Origin of the sequence: Pseudoxanthomonas composti, assembly GCF_004122095.1 — a bacterium.
Taxonomy (GTDB): Bacteria; Pseudomonadota; Gammaproteobacteria; order Xanthomonadales; family Xanthomonadaceae; genus Pseudoxanthomonas_A; species Pseudoxanthomonas_A composti.
Genome location: NZ_SAWZ01000002.1, coordinates 33,254 through 50,900 on the forward strand (window position 1 = coordinate 33,254; position 17,647 = coordinate 50,900).

At 69.8% G+C, this 17,647-nt stretch carries 19 protein-coding genes; 4 read left to right on the top strand and 15 right to left on the bottom strand.

Going from position 1 to position 17,647, the window contains the following annotated elements; genetic code table 11:
• Positions 1-234: 234 nt before the first annotated feature.
• The 10 genes from EPA99_RS03430 to ccmA form a co-directional block, all read right to left on the bottom strand.
• Positions 235-1,245, bottom strand: coding sequence for a tetratricopeptide repeat protein (locus EPA99_RS03430; RefSeq protein ID WP_129469812.1), 1,011 nt, complete (start codon positions 1,243-1,245; stop codon positions 235-237).
• Complete coding sequence (locus EPA99_RS03435; RefSeq protein ID WP_425479168.1) at positions 1,245-1,679, bottom strand: cytochrome c-type biogenesis protein; 435 nt, start codon at positions 1,677-1,679, stop codon at positions 1,245-1,247. Before EPA99_RS03435 ends, EPA99_RS03430 begins: the two co-directional genes overlap by 1 nt.
• 5 nt (positions 1,680-1,684) lie before the next feature.
• Positions 1,685-2,257 (bottom strand): DsbE family thiol:disulfide interchange protein, encoded by a 573-nt coding sequence (locus EPA99_RS03440; protein WP_129469814.1) that lies wholly within the window; start codon positions 2,255-2,257, stop codon positions 1,685-1,687.
• Entirely contained in the window at positions 2,254-4,173 is a 1,920-nt protein-coding gene (locus EPA99_RS03445; RefSeq protein WP_129469815.1) for a heme lyase CcmF/NrfE family subunit, read from the bottom strand. The genes EPA99_RS03440 and EPA99_RS03445 overlap by 4 nt, the downstream gene beginning before the upstream one ends.
• Positions 4,174-4,497: 324 nt before the next feature.
• Positions 4,498-4,947 carry a cytochrome c maturation protein CcmE gene (gene ccmE, locus EPA99_RS03455; protein ID WP_129469816.1) on the bottom strand — a complete coding sequence of 150 codons (450 nt, stop codon included), beginning with the start codon at positions 4,945-4,947 and terminating at the stop codon, positions 4,498-4,500.
• Positions 4,944-5,120, bottom strand: coding sequence for a heme exporter protein CcmD (gene ccmD, locus EPA99_RS03460; protein WP_129469817.1), 177 nt, complete (start codon positions 5,118-5,120; stop codon positions 4,944-4,946). The genes ccmE and ccmD overlap by 4 nt, the downstream gene beginning before the upstream one ends.
• On the bottom strand, positions 5,117-5,875 hold the full coding sequence (ccmC, locus tag EPA99_RS03465; protein ID WP_129469818.1) for a heme ABC transporter permease CcmC: 759 nt from the start codon (positions 5,873-5,875) through the stop codon (positions 5,117-5,119). Before ccmC ends, ccmD begins: the two co-directional genes overlap by 4 nt.
• 176 nt (positions 5,876-6,051) lie before the next feature.
• Complete coding sequence (azu, locus tag EPA99_RS03470) at positions 6,052-6,510, bottom strand: azurin (RefSeq protein WP_129469819.1); 459 nt, start codon at positions 6,508-6,510, stop codon at positions 6,052-6,054.
• 135 nt (positions 6,511-6,645) lie between these two features.
• Positions 6,646-7,329: a heme exporter protein CcmB gene (gene ccmB, locus EPA99_RS03475; protein WP_129469820.1), complete on the bottom strand. Its 684-nt coding sequence runs from the start codon at positions 7,327-7,329 to the stop codon at positions 6,646-6,648.
• Entirely contained in the window at positions 7,326-7,991 is a 666-nt protein-coding gene (gene ccmA / locus EPA99_RS03480; RefSeq protein ID WP_425479156.1) for a heme ABC exporter ATP-binding protein CcmA, read from the bottom strand. The genes ccmB and ccmA overlap by 4 nt, the downstream gene beginning before the upstream one ends.
• Before the next feature lie 97 nt (positions 7,992-8,088).
• Between ccmA and EPA99_RS03485 the strand changes: the two genes are divergently transcribed.
• The 4 genes from EPA99_RS03485 (at position 8,089) to EPA99_RS03500 (ending at position 13,321) form a co-directional block, all read left to right on the top strand.
• Positions 8,089-9,240: a pyridoxal phosphate-dependent aminotransferase gene (locus EPA99_RS03485; RefSeq protein WP_129469822.1), complete on the top strand. Its 1,152-nt coding sequence runs from the start codon at positions 8,089-8,091 to the stop codon at positions 9,238-9,240.
• A gap of 34 nt (positions 9,241-9,274) precedes the next feature.
• On the top strand, positions 9,275-10,072 hold the full coding sequence (locus EPA99_RS03490; protein WP_129469823.1) for an amidohydrolase: 798 nt from the start codon (positions 9,275-9,277) through the stop codon (positions 10,070-10,072).
• A gap of 125 nt (positions 10,073-10,197) precedes the next feature.
• Positions 10,198-11,607, top strand: a complete 1,410-nt coding sequence (gene hemN / locus EPA99_RS03495; protein ID WP_129469824.1) for an oxygen-independent coproporphyrinogen III oxidase — start codon at positions 10,198-10,200, stop codon at positions 11,605-11,607.
• Between the two features lie 229 nt (positions 11,608-11,836).
• Entirely contained in the window at positions 11,837-13,321 is a 1,485-nt protein-coding gene (locus EPA99_RS03500) for a hypothetical protein (RefSeq protein ID WP_129469825.1), read from the top strand.
• Between the two features lie 150 nt (positions 13,322-13,471).
• Here the strand turns inward: EPA99_RS03500 and EPA99_RS03505 are convergent, their stop codons facing one another.
• From EPA99_RS03505 to EPA99_RS03525, 5 genes are all read right to left on the bottom strand, one after another.
• Complete coding sequence (locus EPA99_RS03505; RefSeq protein ID WP_206733684.1) at positions 13,472-13,849, bottom strand: ribosomal maturation YjgA family protein; 378 nt, start codon at positions 13,847-13,849, stop codon at positions 13,472-13,474.
• A 46-nt stretch (positions 13,850-13,895) separates the two neighbouring features.
• Positions 13,896-14,318 carry a hypothetical protein gene (locus EPA99_RS18880; RefSeq protein ID WP_241688257.1) on the bottom strand — a complete coding sequence of 141 codons (423 nt, stop codon included), beginning with the start codon at positions 14,316-14,318 and terminating at the stop codon, positions 13,896-13,898.
• A complete protein-coding gene (locus EPA99_RS03515; protein ID WP_129469827.1) occupies positions 14,315-16,177 on the bottom strand; it encodes an ABC transporter ATP-binding protein in 1,863 nt (620 codons plus the stop codon). Before EPA99_RS03515 ends, EPA99_RS18880 begins: the two co-directional genes overlap by 4 nt.
• Positions 16,178-16,241: 64 nt before the next feature.
• Positions 16,242-16,682: a carboxymuconolactone decarboxylase family protein gene (locus tag EPA99_RS03520; protein ID WP_129470369.1), complete on the bottom strand. Its 441-nt coding sequence runs from the start codon at positions 16,680-16,682 to the stop codon at positions 16,242-16,244.
• A 47-nt stretch (positions 16,683-16,729) separates the two neighbouring features.
• Entirely contained in the window at positions 16,730-17,617 is an 888-nt protein-coding gene (locus EPA99_RS03525) for an RNA polymerase sigma-70 factor (protein WP_129469828.1), read from the bottom strand.
• Between the last annotated feature and the right edge of the window lie 30 nt (positions 17,618-17,647).

Here is a 17,647-nt window from a genome sequence, read left to right on the forward strand (position 1 = left end):
CCAGGATTGTAGGGGCGCGTTGTGCGGTTTGCGGCGGTGGTGGATGGAACAGCGGCATCCACCCGATGCAGCGTTGGTCGATGGAGGAGCGTCATCCACCCCACGAGGGGCTGATGACCCGCACGAGGTAGGGTGGACAACGCGAAGCTTGTCCACCATGACGCCCGCCACGCGTGTCAGCGACCCGATGTGATGAGCCCGCTCAGCATCGAACGCGGCCTGCGCGCGCAAGACTCACGGCGCCTGGCCGATCACCAACTTCACTGGCGCCTGGGCGGGCAGGGTCACGCGCAGCGGGGCGGTGCTCAGGTCACCGGGCTGGGCCATGGCATTGCCGCTGACCGACACGCGCGCCAGCACCTCCACCTCGCCCAGGGCGGACAGGCGCTGGGTCGGCATGGGGCTGTCCGCATCGTCCAGCGTCACCGTCAGGGGCAGCGCGCTCAGCGGGTGTTTCTCCACCGCCACCGGCATCGGTGGGCCACCGGGCACGCGGGCGATCACGAACACACTGGCATCGGCAGGCAGCGACTCGGCGATGCCCGGAGCCAGTGCGAGCTGCACGGTCACCGCGTGCGCGCTGTCGGCCGCGGGCGCGGCGCTATCCTGCAATGGCGGCAGCTGGGCCTCCTGGCGCGCCAGGTTGACCTGTTCCAGCAGGCTGGCGCGGGTGTTGCCCTGCACCTGCTCCAGCAGCGGCGCCCAGGTGTCGGCGGCGGCGGCCGGCTGGCCCGCCTGGCGCTGGGCCACGCCCAGGAACCAGCGCGCGCGTTCGTGGTTGGGCTGGGCCTGCAGCGCGCGCTGCAGCAGCGCCACGGCCTGCGCATCCAGGCGGCGATCGGGGCTGGCCAGCATCCGCGCCTGGGCTGCTTCGGTGAGGATGTTGGCGTCGGTGGGGGCGAGCTCAGCGGCCTTGGCGAACGCCTGGCGTGATTGGTCCAGGTCCTCGCGCGCAGCCAGCGCGCGGCCCAGCAGGCGCCAGCCTTCCGGCTCGTTCGGCTTGCGCTGCAGGGCTGCGCGCAATTGCGCGATGGCCTGGTCCAGGTCCTGCGGCGCCTCGGCCACAACGGACTGCGGCGCCAGCGCCTGCGGCGTGCCGACCAGGCGATACAGCAGCCCGACGCCGATCGCCAACAGCAGCAGGCAGCCCAGCATCAGCTTGCGTTCGCCGCGCCACAGCGGCCACAGCACGCCGACCAGCACCAGCAGGCCAACGACCACGGCAATGGCGATGAAGGTCCCCATCACCACTCCTGCGACGGATCGGCAGGCGGAACCTCGCGGCCGCCGCGCCGGCGCACCACGCGCCACAGCACCAGCCCACCCAGCAGCAGCAACGCCAGCGGTCCGAACCACAGCAGCCAGGTGCCAGGTTCCACCTGCGGGCGATACAGCACGAACTCGCCATAGCGCTCGACCAGGAACTGCTTGATCTGCGCGTCGCTACGACCCTGCTGCATCAGCACCAGCACCTCGCGGCGCAGGTCGTGGGCGACCTGGGCGTTGGAATCGGCCAGCGACTGGTTCTGGCACATCACGCAGCGCAGCTCGTGGGCCAGCGCCTGGAAGCGCGCTTCCTCGGCCGCGTTGCGGAACTGCAGCGGGCGGGGGTCGCTGACCTGCGCCAGCACCGGGGCCGACAGCAGCAGGCCCAGCATCAGCAGCAGGGTGCGGGCGATACGCGTCATGGGCGCTCCAGGCGGTCGATGGCCGGCAGCAGTTCCTGCTGGATCAGCGCATCGCTCAAGGGGCCGACGTGCTTCCAGCGTACGATGCCGGCCGCATCGACCAGGAAGGTCTCCGGTGCGCCGTAGATGCCCCAGTCAAGGGCCTGCCGGCCTTCCACGTCGGTCACCACGTCGCTGTAGGGATTGCCGTACTGCGCCAGCCAGCGCAGCGCGTCCTGCGGCTCGTCCTTCAGGCCGTAGCCGATCACGCGGATGCGCTTGCTATGGGCCAGGCGGGTGATGGCCGGATGCTCGACCCGGCACTCCGGACACCAGCTGCCCCAGACATTCAGGACGAAGGGCTTGCCGCGCAGCTCGGCCAGGGTCAGGCGCTGCTGCGGCGCATGCAGCAGCGGCAGGTCCATCGCCGGGGCCGGCTTGCCGATCAGCGCCGACGGCAGGGCCTGGCGGTCGGCGCGATCCGAACGCAGCACGCCCACCAGCAACAGGGCGAACAAGGCGACAAAGGCGATGGCACCGCCGATCAGGACGCCGCGCGACACGCCGCGTGCGGGTTGCGGGCCGCTCATGCCCTGGCCTCGCGATGGCGACGGAAGCGCTTGTCGGCTGCGGCGACGAAGCCGCCCAGCGCCATCAACAGCGCGCCCAGCCAGATCCAGCGCACGAAGGGCTTGATCTGCACGCGCACCGCCCAGCTGCCACCGCCCAGCGGCTCGCCCAGGGCGACATACAGATCGCCGCGCAGGCCGGGATGGATGGCCGCCTCGGTCATCACCTGGCCGCCGCTGGCGTAGGCGCGCTTCTCAGGGTGCAGGTCGGCGAAAGCTTCGTCGCCGCGCTCGACCAGGATGTGGCCGCGGCCGGCGATGAAGTTGGGGCCGCGCGTCTCGCGCACGCCTTCGAACTTGAAGCGATAGCCCCCGATCTCCGCGGCCTGGCCAGGCTTGAGCGCCAGCTCGCGCTGGGTGGACAGCGCCTGCACCAGCAACGCGCCGACCAGGAACACCGCCAGGCCCAGGTGCGCCAGCACCATGCCCAGCATCTCCGGGGTGAAGCGGCCCTGGGCGCGCAGCCGCGTCCACACGAAGCGCAGCGTGCCCAGGCCCACCCACAGCGCGCCGCCGATGCCGGCGGCGGTCTTGAGCTTGCCGGCCGGGGCCAGGAAGAAGGCCAGGCCCGCGCCGGCCAGGGCCACCAGCGCCCAGGGCAGCAGCATGGCCAGCGGCCGCGAGGCCTGCTCGCGCTGCCAGCGGGTCAGTGGGCCGAATGGCACCAGCAGCACCAGCGGCGTCATCAGCACCACGAACAGCAGGCCGAAGTAGGGCGGCCCCACCGAAATCTTGCCCAGCTCCAGCGCATCGGCCAGCAGCGGATACAGCGTGCCCAGCAGCACCATGGCGCAGGCGCTGGCCAGCAGCAGGTTGTTGGCCAGCAGCAGGGTCTCGCGCGAGCTGGCGGCAAATGGCGCGCCATCGGCCATGGCCGGCGCGCGCAGCGCGTACAGCAGCAGTGAGCCGCCGATCACCAGGCCCAGGAACACCAGCACGAACAGGCCGCGCGTGGGGTCGGCGGCGAAGGCGTGCACGCTGGTCAGCACGCCCGAGCGCACCAGGAAGGTACCCAGCAGCGACAGCGAGAAGGCGGCGATGGCCAGCAGCAGGGTCCAGCCGCGGAAAGAGCCGCGTTTTTCCGTCACCGCCTGCGAGTGCAGCAGCGCCGCGCCGGCCAGCCACGGCATGAAGCTGGCGTTCTCCACCGGGTCCCAGAACCACCAGCCGCCCCAGCCCAGTTCGTAGTAGGCCCACCAGCTGCCCAGGGCGATGCCGCAGGTCAGGAAGCCCCAGGCCACGTTGGTCCACGGCCGCGTCCAGCGCAGCCAGCGCGCATCGACCTCGCCATCGAGCAGGGCGGCGATGGCGAAGGCGAACGGCACCGAGAAGCCCACATAGCCCAGGTACAGCATCGGCGGGTGGATGATCATCCCCGGGTCCTGCAGCAGCGGGTTGAGGTCGCGGCCTTCCAGGGCCGCCGGCAGCACGCGCTCGAACGGGTTGGAGGTGAAGATCAGGAAGGACAGGAAGCCGATGCTGATCACGCCCATCACCCCAAGCACGCGCGCCACCACCCGCTCGGGCAGCGCCCGCGAGCACTCGGCCACCGCCCCGGTCCACAGCGCCAGCACCAGCGCCCACAGCAGCAGCGAGCCCTCGTGCGAGCCCCACACCGCCGTGTAGCGGTAGATCATCGGCAGCAGCGAGTTGGAGTTCATCGCCACGTAGCGCACCGAGAAATCCTGGGTGACGAAGGCGATGGTCAGCAGCACGAAGCCGGCCAGCACGCAGGCCAGCTGCGCGAACGCGGCCGGGCGCGCCACCGCCATCCAGCTGGCGCGCCCGCGCTGGGCGCCCGCCAGCGGCAGCACCGCCTGCACCAGCGCCACCATCAGGCCCAGCAACAGGGCGATCTGGCCCAGCTCAGGAAGCATGGGGGAACTGCCGGGACCGGGGACCGGGGACCGGGGACTGCAAGGCCGGGACCGGGGACTGTAGGGCCGGGACCGGGGACCGGGGACCGGGGACCCGGGAAAGCAGGTTCCCGGGCACTTCATGCTCCAGCGGGGCCGCCAGTTGCATCGAATCGGGGGAAGCGGCCATCTCGGGGCGGTCCGCTCCTGACAGAAAGCAGATGTCATCGGTCGCAGCAGGCGAGGGCGCACAGGATTTTGGTTTTCCCGGGTCCCGGGTCCCCGGTCCCCGGTCCCGGTTGTTGGGTCCCCGGTCCCCGGTCCCCGGTCCCGGCTTTCCAAGGCTCACCGCGTCTCCTCCACCTGATGCTTCTCATGCGCCTTGCCCATCTTCTCGGCGACTTCCTTGGGCATGTAGTTCTCATCGTGCTTGGCCAGCACTTCGGTGGCCACGAAGGTGCCGCCGCGCATGGCGCCGGTGGCGATCACCGCGGTGTCCTCGCGGAACAGGTCCGGCAGGATGCCTTCATAGACCACCGGCAACTGCGCATCGCCATCGGTGACGCGGAAATGCGCCTGCATCGAGCCAGGCGCGCGCTGGAACGAGCCGCGCTCGACCATGCCGCCCAGGCGGAAGCGCGCCTGCTTGCCGGGCTGCCCTTGCAGCACCTCGGCCGGGGTGTAGAGATAAGCCACGTTGCGTTGCAGGGCCATGGCCACCAGGGTGGTGGCGATGCCGGCTGCTGCGGCCAGCGCGAGCACCCACAGCAGGCGGCGACGACGGGTGGGGTTCATCGCGCCAGCTCGGCGTTGGCATCGCGCGGGCTGCGCGCGGCCTGCTGGCGCCGCGCCAGGGCACGCGCGGCGCGAAGCTGCCGTCGCAGCTGCAGGCGTGGGGCGATGAAATCCCAGGCCAGCACCAGCACGAACACCGCGTAGGCGCCGATCACGTAGGGCAGGTAACTCACTTTACTTCTCCGGCCAGTGTTCCGACCCAGGCCTTGCCGGCCTCCCGTCGCAGGTTGTCCACGCGGGCGCGGGTCAGCAGCGAACCGGCAAACCAGCACTTGGTCGCCAGCACCATGACCCACAGGGGCGCGATCATGCTGGCATCCATGCTCGATTCGCCCAATAGGCGGATGGTCTGGCCCTGGTGCAGCGAGTTCCACCACACCACCGAGTAGCGGATCACCGGCAACAGCGCGATGCCGACAATGGCCAGCAGCCCGGCGGCCCGGGCGGCGGCACGGCGGTCCTCGATGGCCTGGTACAGCCCGATCACGCCGATGTAGAGGAACAACAGGATCAGCTCGGTGGTCAGGCGCGGGTCCCAGTCCCACCACGCGCCCCACATCGGCTTGCCCCAGATCGAACCGGTGGCCAGGGTGATCAGGGTGAAGGCCGCGCCAATCGGCGCGCAGGCCATGGCCAGGATCTCGCACAGCTTGATCCGCCAGATCATGCCGATGGCCGCGTACAACGCCATCAGGCCGAACACGAACAGGCTCATCCAGGCGCTGGGCACGTGGATGTAGAGGATGCGGAAACTATCGCCCTGCTTGTAGTCGGTGGGCACCACGAACAGCCCCTGGTACAGCCCCCAGCCCATCAGCAGCAGGCCGGCCAGATAGCACCACGGCGCCCAGCGCCGCGCGAAGCGGTCGAAGATGGGGGGCGATCCCAGCCGGTGGAACCACAGCACCAGCGCGTTCTTCTCGGACATCACTTGCTCGCTTCAGGTGAGGAGCCGCGTCCGGTCGCGGACGTTCAGCGGCACGACCTGCCACGCCGTGATGGCGCGCGCTGGCGTCACCGGCATTTTTTCAGATGTCGAACCGCCGCGCCAATAACGCGGCGCGGCGGAGCGGGGCGGCCGTCGGCACGCCGGGGCCAGGACCCTTACTTCAGGGTCAGGGTGCCCTTCATCAGCGCCGAGTGGCCGGGGAAGGTGCAGACGTAGGAATACGGGCCGCCGGCCAGCTTGGCCACCGGGATGCTGACCGAGGTGCTCTCACCGCCGCCGATCAGGCTGCTGTGGGCCACCACGCGCGCATCGTCGGCCTTGACGTAATCGCCGGCGGCGCCGGCCTTGATGCCGTCGGCGGCCACGGCGGCGATGTCGGCGGTCTTGGTCACCACCACGTTATGACCCATCACGTTCTTGGCCAGCTTGCCGCTGTGCTTGAGGTTGATGGTGAAGGTCTTGCAGCTCTTGGGGACGTCGATGTTGGCCTTGTCGAACTTCATCGCGTCATTGCCGGACAGCTCGGCCGAGCAGTTGTCGGCCGCCTGCGCGGCCAACGGCGCGGCCGCCAACAGGGCCAGAAGGAAGGGGGCAACCAGGGGCTTGCGGGTCATGCACGATCTCCAGTGATGCTTGCGAATGTCGCCGGACATTGCGGGCGAAAGACTGATTCTATGAAGTGAGGCGGCCCTTGGGGGGAAATCCTGCCGAAATCCTTCACGCCGGCGGCGGCTGGGGTTCAGGCCGGGTCAGCTCAGGGCGATGCGAAGCGCGGCGGCGGCGGCGAGTGGCGCCAGCACCAGGGCCAGCACCAGCCCGGCGCCCAGCAGCAGCCAGGCGCCCACCGGGTCCAGCCCCTGCGCGGCGGCGGTGACGCTGCCGGCGCCGAACACCAGCACCGGCACGTACAGCGGCAGGGCCAGCACCGCCAGCAGGATGCCCGAGCGCCGCATCCCCACCGTGAGCGCCGCCACCACCGCGCCCAGCAGGCTCAGCAGCGGCGTGCCCAGCGCCAGGGACACCAGCAGGGTCGGCAGTTGCGCCCGCGGCAGGTGCAGCAACTCGGCCAGCAGCGGGGTGGCCAGGATCAGCGGCACCGCCGCGCTGAGCCAGTGCGTCAGCACGCGCACGGCCACCAGCCAGGCCAGCGGCACCGGGGCCAGCATCCACTGTTCCAGCGAGCCGTCCTCGGCATCGCCGCGGAACAGGCTGTCCAGCGACAACAGGCCGGCCAGCAGCACCGCGACCCACACCACCGCCGAGGCCGCGCGCGCCAGCGCATCCTTCTCCCCGCCCAGGCCCAGCGCGAACAGCACCACCACCAGCACCGCGAACAAGGCCGGTTGGAAGGCGTCGCCGCGGCGGCGCCAGAGCAGCCGCAGGTCGCGGGTGAGAAGGGCGGCGGCGGAAGAGGCCAGGGTCGGTGGGCTCACGCCAGGGCCTCGGCCAGCGGCGCGGTCAAGGTCAGCAGGCGCGTACGCACCGGCGGAGCGGCATAAGCGCCGTGCGTGGTCACCAGGGCGGCGCCGCCCTGGCGCAGGTGCGCCGAGATCATGCGGTTGACCAGGGTGATGCCATCCAGGTCGAGATTGGCGTAGGGCTCGTCCAGCAGCCATAGCGGCGCCGGCGAGAGCCACAGCCGGGCCAGCGACAGGCGTTTTTTCTGGCCGGCCGAGAGCTGGCGCAGCGGGGCATCCTCGTAGCCGGCCAGGCCGGTGACGGCCATGGCATCGGCCGGGCGCTGCCCGGCGCGGCGGCCGTGCAGTCCGCACAGGAACTCCAGGTTTTCCAGCGCGCTCAGGTCGGCCTTCAGGCCCGGCAGGTGACCCAGGTAGGCCATGGCCTGCGCGCGCAGGGCGCGGCCGGCCGGGCGGCCCTCGATCATCACCGTGCCGGCCTCGGCCGGCAGCAGGCCGGCCAGCACGCGCAGCAGCGTGGTCTTGCCGGCGCCGTTGTCGCCCTGCACCAGCAAGGCCTCGCCGGTGTCCACGGCAAACGCCAGCGGACCGAACACCGGCTGGGTATCGCGCGCGAAACGCAGGCCATCGACAAGGAGCAAGGCGGAAGGGGCGGGGGTGGCGGTCATCGCCGGCATTGTAGGGCGCGCGGCCGCCGGCGCTGGCCGGCCCGAAACCGGCATGTGACCGCGGATGGGTAGAATCGGCCGCTTCCCCGCAAGACCTTCGGCCTCGATGCCCACGCTCCAGACCAAGCTGCCCAAGGTGGGCACCACGATCTTCACCGTCATGTCCCAGCTCGCCGCCGAACACGGCGCGGTCAACCTGGGCCAGGGCTTTCCGGATTTTCCGGTGCCGGACCGGCTGGTCCAGTCGCTGGAGGCGGCCATGCGCGCCGGCCACAACCAGTACGCGCCGATGACCGGGATCCCCGCGTTGCGCCAGGCCATCGCCGCCAAGGCGCTGCGCTGCTACGGCGCCCAGGTCGATGCCGAGTCCGAGATCACCGTGACCAGTGGCGCCACCGAGGCGATCTTCAACGCTGTGCATGCGGTGGTGCGCCCGGGCGATGAGGTGATCGTGCTGGACCCGGCCTACGACTGCTACGAGCCGGCCATCGACCTGGCCGGGGCCCGGGCGGTTCACATTCCGCTGGATCCGCAGACCTTCGCGGTGGACTGGGAGCGCGTGCGCGCGGCCATCACGCCCAGGACCCGCCTCATCATGATCAACAGCCCGCACAACCCCTCCGGCGCGATGTTCAGCGCCGAGGACATGCGCGCCCTGGCCGAGCTGTTGCGCGAGACCGACATCTTCCTGCTGTCCGACGAGGTCTACGAGCACATCGTCTTCGACGGCCGCCGCCACGAGTCGGTGCTGCGCTGGCCCGAGCTGCGTGCGCGCGCCTTCGTGGTGTCCAGCTTCGGCAAGACCTACCACTGCACCGGCTGGAAGATCGGCTACGCCATTGCGCCGCCGGCGCTGAGCGCAGAGTTCCGCAAGGTGCACCAGTACAACGTCTTCTGCACCTTCGCCCCGGCCCAGCACGCCTTCGCCGCGATGCTCAGCCAGGAGCCCGAACACGACGAGCAGCTGGGCGCGTTCTACCAGGCCAAGCGCGACCGCTTTCGCCAGCAATTGCTGGGCACGCGCCTGAAGCCGCTCGACGTGCCCGGCGGCTATTTCCAGCTGGTGGACTATTCGACCGTCAGCGACCTGCCGGACCTGGAGTTCGTGAAGTGGCTGACCATCGAACACGGCGTCACCGCCATCCCGCTGTCGCCGTTCTACGAGACCCCGCCCGCCGGTCAGCGCCTGGCGCGGCTGTGTTTCGCCAAGAACACCGCGACACTGGATGCGGCGATCGAGCGGCTGGCCAAGCTGTGAGGCACATGCCATGACGATAGGTGGAAAGAACCCCATGCAGGACCTGCGCATTTCCCTCGTCCAGGGCGCCACCCGCTGGCACGACCCGGCCGGCAATCGCGACTACTACGCCAGCCTCATCGCGCCGTTGGCCGGCAAGACCGACGTGGTGATCCTGCCGGAGACCTTCACCAGCGGGTTCTCCAACGAGGCCATCGACAAGGCCGAAGGCATGGACGGGCCGACCGTGGCCTGGATCCTCGAGCAGGCCCGGGCGCTGGACGCGGCCGTGACCGGCAGCGTGCAGCTGCGCACCGAGACGGGCGTGTTAAACCGCCTGTTGTGGGCCACGCCGGATGGCGCGCTGGCCTACTACGACAAGCGCCACCTGTTCCGCTACGCCAACGAACACAAGCGCTACGCACCCGGGCGTGAGCGCCTGTGCGTGGAATGGAAGGGCTGGCGCATCAATCCGCAGGTCTGCTACGACCTGCGTTTCCCGGTGTTCTGCCGCAACCGCTTCGATGTCGAGCGCCCGGGCCAGATGGATTTCGACCTGCAGCTGTTCGTGGCCAACTGGCCCTCGGCGCGCACCTATGCCTGGGACACGCTGCTGCGCGCACGCGCCATCGAGAACCTGTGCTACGTGGCCGCGGTCAACCGGGTCGGCACCGATGGCAACCAGCTCACCTACGACGGCCACAGCGCGCTGATCGATCCGCTGGGCCAGCCGCTGGTCACTGGCGGGCCGGAGGAAGGCGCGCTGCATGCCGTGGCCTCGGCCGAGGTGCTCAAGGGCCATCGCGAGCGTTTCCCGGCCATGCTGGATGCGGATCGCTTCACGCTGGAGTGAAGCCCGGCAGGTGCGGTGGGGCGCGGCGCTCTGTCGTGGTAGCGGCCTGACGGCGGCAGCGCCGCGGCCCCCGGCTTGATCCAAGTCAAGGCGCAGGCCGCCTGGCACAGGCGACGATGGCGTGCATGGACACACGCCACGCCGAGCCCGCCTGCTGGACCTTCGATGCCGACCTGCTGCGCCGCTACGACCGGCCCGGCCCGCGCTATACCTCGTATCCGTCCGCTCCACAGTTCACCGACAGCTTCGGCGCGGCGGATCTGGCCGATGCGGCACGTGCGGGCAACGTCGGCGCTTCCTCGCGGCCGCTGTCGCTGTATGTGCATGTGCCGTTCTGCCACAGCCCGTGCTTCTACTGCGGCTGCAACCGCCGCATCACCCGCGATCCGGCTGCCGGGGCGAGCTACTTGGCGCAGCTGCGGCAGGAAATCGCGCTGGTGGCCGCACTGGTCGATCCGCGCCGGCCGGTAGTGCAGCTGCACCTGGGCGGTGGCACACCGAACTTCCTGAGCGCCGCGCAGCTGGGCCAGCTGCTGGACACGCTGGGGCAGCAGTTCCGCTTCGGCGATGCGGCCAGCCGCGATTTCTCCATCGAGCTCGATCCACGCCATTCCACCCCCGGCGATATCGCCGCGCTGGCCGCGATGGGCTTCAACCGGGCCAGCCTGGGCGTGCAGGATTTCGACCCGGCGGTGCAGGCGGCGATCAACCGCCTGCAGAGCGTGGAGGAAACCGCGGCCCTGGTCGGGGCCTGTCGCGCGCACGGCCTGCGCTCGGTCAACATCGACCTGATCTACGGCCTGCCGCTGCAGACGCTGGAAGGCTTCGGCCGCACGCTGGAACAGGTCATCGCCATGCGCCCGGACCGGCTGGCCGTCTATGGCTACGCGCACATGCCGCAGCTGTTCCGCGCGCAGCGGCAGATCGATCCGGCCCAGCTGCCCGATGCCGAAGGCCGGCTGGCCCTGCTCGGGCTGGCGGTGCGGACACTGGAAGCGGCCGGCTATGTCTACATCGGCATGGACCATTTCGCCCTGCCGCACGATGCCCTGGCCATCGCCCAGCGCCGCGGCGGCCTGCACCGCAACTTCATGGGCTACACCACCCATGCGCAGACCGATCTGTTTGGGCTGGGCGTCAGCGCCATCAGCCACGTCGGCGATTGCTTCAGCCAGAACCACCGCGACCAGGAGGCGTGGGCTGCGAGCCTGGCAGGCGGCGCACTGCCGGTCTGGCGTGGGCGGCGCATGGACCAGGACGATGTCATCCGCGCCGACGTGATCCAGCGCCTGATGTGCCACGGCAAGGTCGAGTTCGATGCCGTGGGGCGCGCGCATGGCATCGAGTTCCGCGACTACTTCGCGCCCTGCCTGCGCGCGCTGGCACCGCTGGCCTGCGATGGCCTGGTGCGGGTGCAGCCCGATGGCCTGGAAGTGACGCCGCGCGGCCGTGGCCTGCTGCGCGTGGTGGCCATGCGCTTCGACCGTTACCTGCAGGTGCCGGCCGGCGCGCCCCACCACTCGCGCGCGATCTGAGCCACAGCGCCCACGCCGGCGGGTCCGCATGGCGGCCCCGCAGCGCTCGCGGCGTAAGCACAGGTGTGGACTCACCTGCGGCCTGCCAGACCGGGCCGGCGGACTGGACCGATGCGCGGTCCTGTCCGCGTTGTGAGCGGCATGACATCGAAGGGGCGGCGCCATGGAACGCGAACAGCAGGTCGGTCGTGGGGTGAGGTGGAAAGCCAGGCTGGCAGGAGCGGTCGTCGTGTCGATCGCCGTCGTTGGCGTGGCGCTGCAGCCCGGTTGCGTTCCGGTGAGGCCATTACGGGTGTCGGTGCCTGCGGAGCAGCTCGATCCGGCGTGCCAGGAACGGGGCGAAGAAGCCGAACCTGGCCCGATCCCCGCGCGCTGCAAGTCCCTGGCCGTCGAAAAGGCCGCGGACTACAGCTTGAACGTCGTCGAGTTCGACGACCAGGGGCGGCTCTATTCGCCCGGCAATCCGTCCGCGGGCGAGGCCTGGAAACAGGAGCAAGCCTTTTTCGACGGCCTGCGCGAAGCGGTTTCGGCGCAGCACGCCACCGGCGCGAGCGTGGTGGTCTTCGTCCATGGCTGGAAGCACTCGGCGGACTACGACGACCCGCACCTGGTCCAGTTCAGGCAGATCCTCCAGCAACTGGCCGGGGTGGAAGCCAGGAGCTGCGGACGCGCGGTGAAGGGGTTGTACGTCGCCTGGCGCGGCAAGGCCGGCCGCGCCGGCGACGCGCTGGAGAACCTCACTTTCTGGTCGAGGAAGTTTGCCGCCGAGCAGGTCGCGACCGGCCAGATCCACGAGGTGTTCGGCACCTTGCGCGCGATCCAGGACACCACGCCACGACGCGGCCAGGAGGGGTTGATCCGCCGCCTGGATTGCAGGTCGCGGCTGAAGACCACCTACGTCGGGCACAGTTTCGGTGGCCTGGTGGTCACCCTGGCCACCGCGCCGGCCCTGATCCGGGAGCTGGCCGAGGCGCATGAACGCAACCTGGCGCCTGCGCGCACGACGGCGGTCGCCTCTGCCCCGGCGCCGGATGAGTTGGCCATCGTGATCAACCCGGCGGTGGAGGCCGCGCGATTCGCCGCCCTGTACGACATGGCCCAACGCGAGCGCTCGGCCACCGCGCGCGCGCCGCGCTTCGTGGCGATCACCTCCTATGACGACAAGGCGACCCGGATCGGCTTTCCGATCGGGCGCTACCTCAACAGCATGACCAAGGCCTACCCCGAGGGAGACGGTGCATCCAGGGCAGCCGCGCGTCAGACCCTGGGGCACGACCCCAACTACCTGACCCACACCTTGACCTCCCTGGAGGACACGCCGGACGCGCCGGTCTCTGGAGCCCAGCAATGCGAGCCCATTGCCCAGGAGGCACCCGATGGGGCCGCTCCCGCGGTGCAGCAGGCCATCCTGCAGCGGGAGCCCACCGCGTCGCAGCGCGAGCTGCCGCGCTGCCTTCCGGTGCGCACGCAGGCCGGCTCGGCCCATCAGGTCAGGCTGCTGCTGCGCCCCTACGACGCCACGCGCCAGGGGCGCGATAGTCCGGCCAATACCGAGGTCTGGAACATCGCCACGCAGGCCCCGGTGGTCAAGGACCACAATGATTTCACCAACCAGCGGCTGCTGGATTTCCTGGGGTTGCTCTATCTGGAATCCCTGACCGATGCCAGCGTGGCCGACAAGGACCTCAACCGCGGCGGCGGCGCGCGCAAATGACGCAGTGCTCGCGAGTGCGCAGACGCGACAGGCCCGCCGGATGGGCGGTCCTCTCGCGTTGACCACGACCTCGCCTCGGGCTCAGGGCACGCCCTGCGTGGTCATGACGCGCCACATCCAATCGCCATCCTTGCCCCGCATCACCGAGGCTCAGCGACGCCTGCCCAGGCGCGCACGCCACATCGACTCGAAGGCGACACCGAGCGCAATGCCCACCAGATAGGCCAACAGATCCGATGCATGAAACCCAGAGCCCAGCACCAGATGCCCGAGCGTGGTGTCGCGCAGGGCGACCAACCACGGGGTGCGGATCAGTTGGCTGAACTCCACTGCGAAGCAGATCGCCGCGGCCAACGCGGCGACGGCGGCGGTGGACCACGCAGGCCTGAGGAAGCCGACCATCAGGAACATCATCCACGCCCACAGCGCATCGCCCGGCCATTTGCCCAGCACCGCCGGCAAGGCCTGCGGATACTTCCTGGACGCCAGCCCCAGCACGATGACGATGACGATCGCCAGGCACTGCACAGGCCTGCTGCGGAGCGGCCGCCTGCGCATCAGGCCTGGGTCGGCCTCATGGCGCAAAGCTCAGCTCGAAGGAGATCAGGAAGGGGGCGTCCTGCGGCGCCGGCAAGGTCTTTCCTCGCAGCTGCCGTTCCACGCAGACCGCCAGCGGGGTGCTGCCGCGGCGCCAGGTGCGCTTGATCGTGCCGGCTGCGTCCAGCTGGGCAACGATCACGAACGGTTCCAGCTGCGGCGTCGGGGTAGCGCAATCCGGCACCGCCCGGTCCAGCAATGCGCGCTGCGCGCTCTGCAGGCGGGTCCTTTCCGCCTCCGACAGGGTGCGCTCGTTGGCATCGGCCTGGATCTTGACGCTGTCGAAGTCGCTGGACTGCGCCCGCAGGTCCACCCCCACGCCCAGCAGGGCGGCCACGGCGATCAGGCGGCTCAGGTGCATCGCGCATGAGCGCATCGGCAGGTCCTTTTTCTTGTTCATCGGTAGCCCGCCGCCTGCAGTTCGAACAGCTCGGCATAGCGGCCGCCCTGCGCCAAAAGCTCGGCATGCGTGCCACTGGCTTCCAGTTGACCGTGGTGCAGCACCAGGATGCGGTCGGCCATGCGCACGCTGGAGAAGCGGTGGGAGATCAGCACGGCGGTGCGGTTGTCCGAAAGCTCCTTGAAGCGCTGGAACACCTCGAACTCGCTGCGCGCATCCAGCGCGGCGGTGGGCTCGTCCAGGATCATCACCTGCGCATCGCGCATGTAGGCGCGCGAGATGGCGATCTTCTGCCACTGTCCGCCGGACAGGTCCACGCCGTACTTGAAGCGCCGGCCCACCGGCTGGTCGTAGCCGCGCGCCAGGCCCTGGATCACCTCGTCGGCCATGCCGCGCTGGGCGGCGCGGCGGATGCGCCCGGCATCGTCCATCGCATCGACCTGGCCCACGCCGATGTTCTCGCCCGCGCTCAGGCTGTAGCGCACGAAATCCTGGAAGATCACCCCGATGTTCGCGCGCAGCGCATCGATGTCGTACTCGCGCAGGTCCTGGCCATCGAGCAGGATGCGGCCTTCGTCCGGGTCGTACAGGCGCGCCAGCAGCTTGACCAGCGTGGTCTTGCCCGCGCCGTTCTCGCCCACCAGCGCCACCACTTCGCCGGCCTGCAGCGAGAAGGACAGGTGGCGCACGGCCCAGGCCTGTGCATCGGGGTAACGGAACCCGACGTTCTCGAACACGAAGCCCTGGCGGATCGGTTGCGGAAACGGGCGCGGGTTGGCCGGCGAGACGATCTCCGGGACGATGGCGAAGAAGGAGAAGAGATCGTCCAGGTACAGCGCCTGGCCGGCCACCTGTGAAAACCCCACCAGCAAGCCTTCCAGCAGCTGCCGCAGGCGCAGGAAGCTGCCGGCCAGGAAGGTGAGATCGCCGATGCTGAAATCCCCGCGCACGGTGCGCCAGCAGATGTAGGCATAGGCGGCGTAGTAGCCCAGCGTGCCCAGCGCGGCCAGCGTGGTGCCCCAGACCATCCGGTGGCGCGCCAGCTTGCGGCTGGCGAGGAAGAAGCTGCCGGCCAGGTCCCGGTAGCGTTCGATCAGGAAGGCGTTGAGGCCGAAGATCTTCACTTCCTTGGCCGTTTCCACGCTGGCGCCGGCCATGCGGATGTATTCCAGCTGGCGCCGTTCGGCCGTCCAGCGCGAGTCCAGCGCGTAGCGTTGCGCGTTGAAATGCGATTCGCCGATGAAGGCCGGCACCAGCGCCACCAGCAGCAGCACCATCAGCCAGGGCGCATAGGCCAGCAGGCCGATGCCGAAGGTGAGCACGGTGATCGCATCCTGCACCTGGCCGAACAGCTGGCTGAGCAGGTTCATGCGCCCCATGGTCTGGCGACGCGCGCGGTCCAGCCGGTCCTGCAGGTCCGGGTCCTCGAAATCCTCCAGGTCCAGCTGCGCGGCATGCTCCATCAGGCGGATGCTGGTGGAGTTGGTGAACAATTCCGACAGCAGCGTGTCGGCGTAGCTGACCAAGCGGGCAAGCAGGTCCGAGACGATGGCCAGGGCCAGCTCGATCCCCAGCAGCAACAGCAGGTGGTCCAGCAGCCCGCTGCGCAGCAGGCCCAGCACGCCCGCGTCGGGCAGGCCATCGGCGACCAGGCGCACGGCCTCGTCGATGATCAGCTTGCCCACGTACAACGAGGCCACAGGCAGCAAGGCGCGTATCAGGCGCAGGCCCAGGCTGCCCACGGTGAGCCAGCGACTGGTCTGCCACACCATCTTCAGGAAGGGCGGTACGTTGCGCAGGGCGTGGAAGCGCTGGCGCAGACTCGGGTGCGGGGCGGGGGCTTCGATGTGCGGCGGCATGGCGCCATTGTGCCCGCCGCCAGTGGCGTGGACGATGAAGTCCACGCCACCGGTGCCGCCGTCCTCAGGGCATCTGCGGCAGCAGGCCGACGCCCAGGCGGTTCCAGGCGTTGATCAGGGCCACGGCCATGGTCAGGGTGGCGATACCGGCATCGTCGAAGTGCCCGTGCAGCGCCTGGTAAAGCGCTTCGTCCGGCTCGCCCGAGGGCAGGGTGGTCAACGCCTCGGCCCAGGCCAGCGCAGCGCGCTCGCGCGGGTCGAAGAAGCGGCTGTCGCGCCAGGCGGCGACGGTATCGAGCTTGCGCGGTTCCACGCCGGCCTTGCGCAGCGCGCTGGCATGCATGTCCAGGCAGTAGGCGCAGCCGTTGAGCTGGGACACACGCAGGAAGACCAGTTCCACCAAGGTGTGTTCCAACACCCCTGTGTGCACGCGCTGGCTGGCGGCATACAGGCCCTTGAAGGCTTCCGGCAGGTGCTGGGTGTAATCGACGCGGGCGAATTGCATGGTCATCGGTGAATCCTCGGCAATGTGGCGGCCGCAGGTGGCCACCTTCACTGCAAGGACGGGCCAGTTCCGATGCCTGTGACAACCGTCGCCAGCTTGTCCGGATTCATCAGCGTCAGGATCTCGCTGACCGTCTCGCCATCGCTCACGATGACCGTCAGCGAATGCAGCCGGCCTGCGGCAAAGCGTAGGATCGCCGGTTGTCCATCCACCGTGCCCAGCACCGCAGGCACCGCCCCGCCGCGCCGCGCGATGGCCCAGTACAGCTGCGCGATGCGCTCGGCGCCCAACAGCGGACGCAGCACTGCGGTGACCTTGCCGCCACCGTCGGAGACCAGCCGCGCATTGGCGCTGAGCAGGGCGATGATGGCCGCCTTGTCGCCGGACTGCGAGGCCTCCATGAAGCGCTGCAACAGCTGTCGGTGGCGATCGGCCGGCACCTGGAAGCGCGGCCGCCCGGCCTGCAGCCGCGTCCGCGCGCGATGTACCAGCTGCCGGCAGTTGGCCTGGCTGTGGCCCAGCAGGTTGGCGATCTGGTCGTAGTCGTAATCGAAGGCCTCCTTCAGCAGGAAGGCCGCGCGTTCGTCCGGCCCCAGCTGCTCCATCAGCGCCAGGAAGGCCCAGGACACGGTCTGGGCGGCTTCGTGGCGCTCGGCAGGATCCGGCGCCAGGTCAACCTGCAGGGGCTCGGGCAGCCAGGGCCCGATGTAGTCGGTGCGCGCGTTGCGTGCCGTGCGCAGTCGGTCCAGCGCCAGGCGGGTGGTGGCCGTCACCAGCCAGGCTTCGTCGTCGCGGATGCCGGCCGGCTCGGCGCCGTGCCAGCGCAGCCAGGCGTCCTGCACCACGTCCTCGGCCTCGGCGCGGCTGCCCAACAGGCGATAGGCCAGCGAAAACAGGCGGGCACGGTGGATTTCGAAGCGCGATGGTGTGTTCATGATTCCCAGGACGCGGGAGGGCGCCGTGCC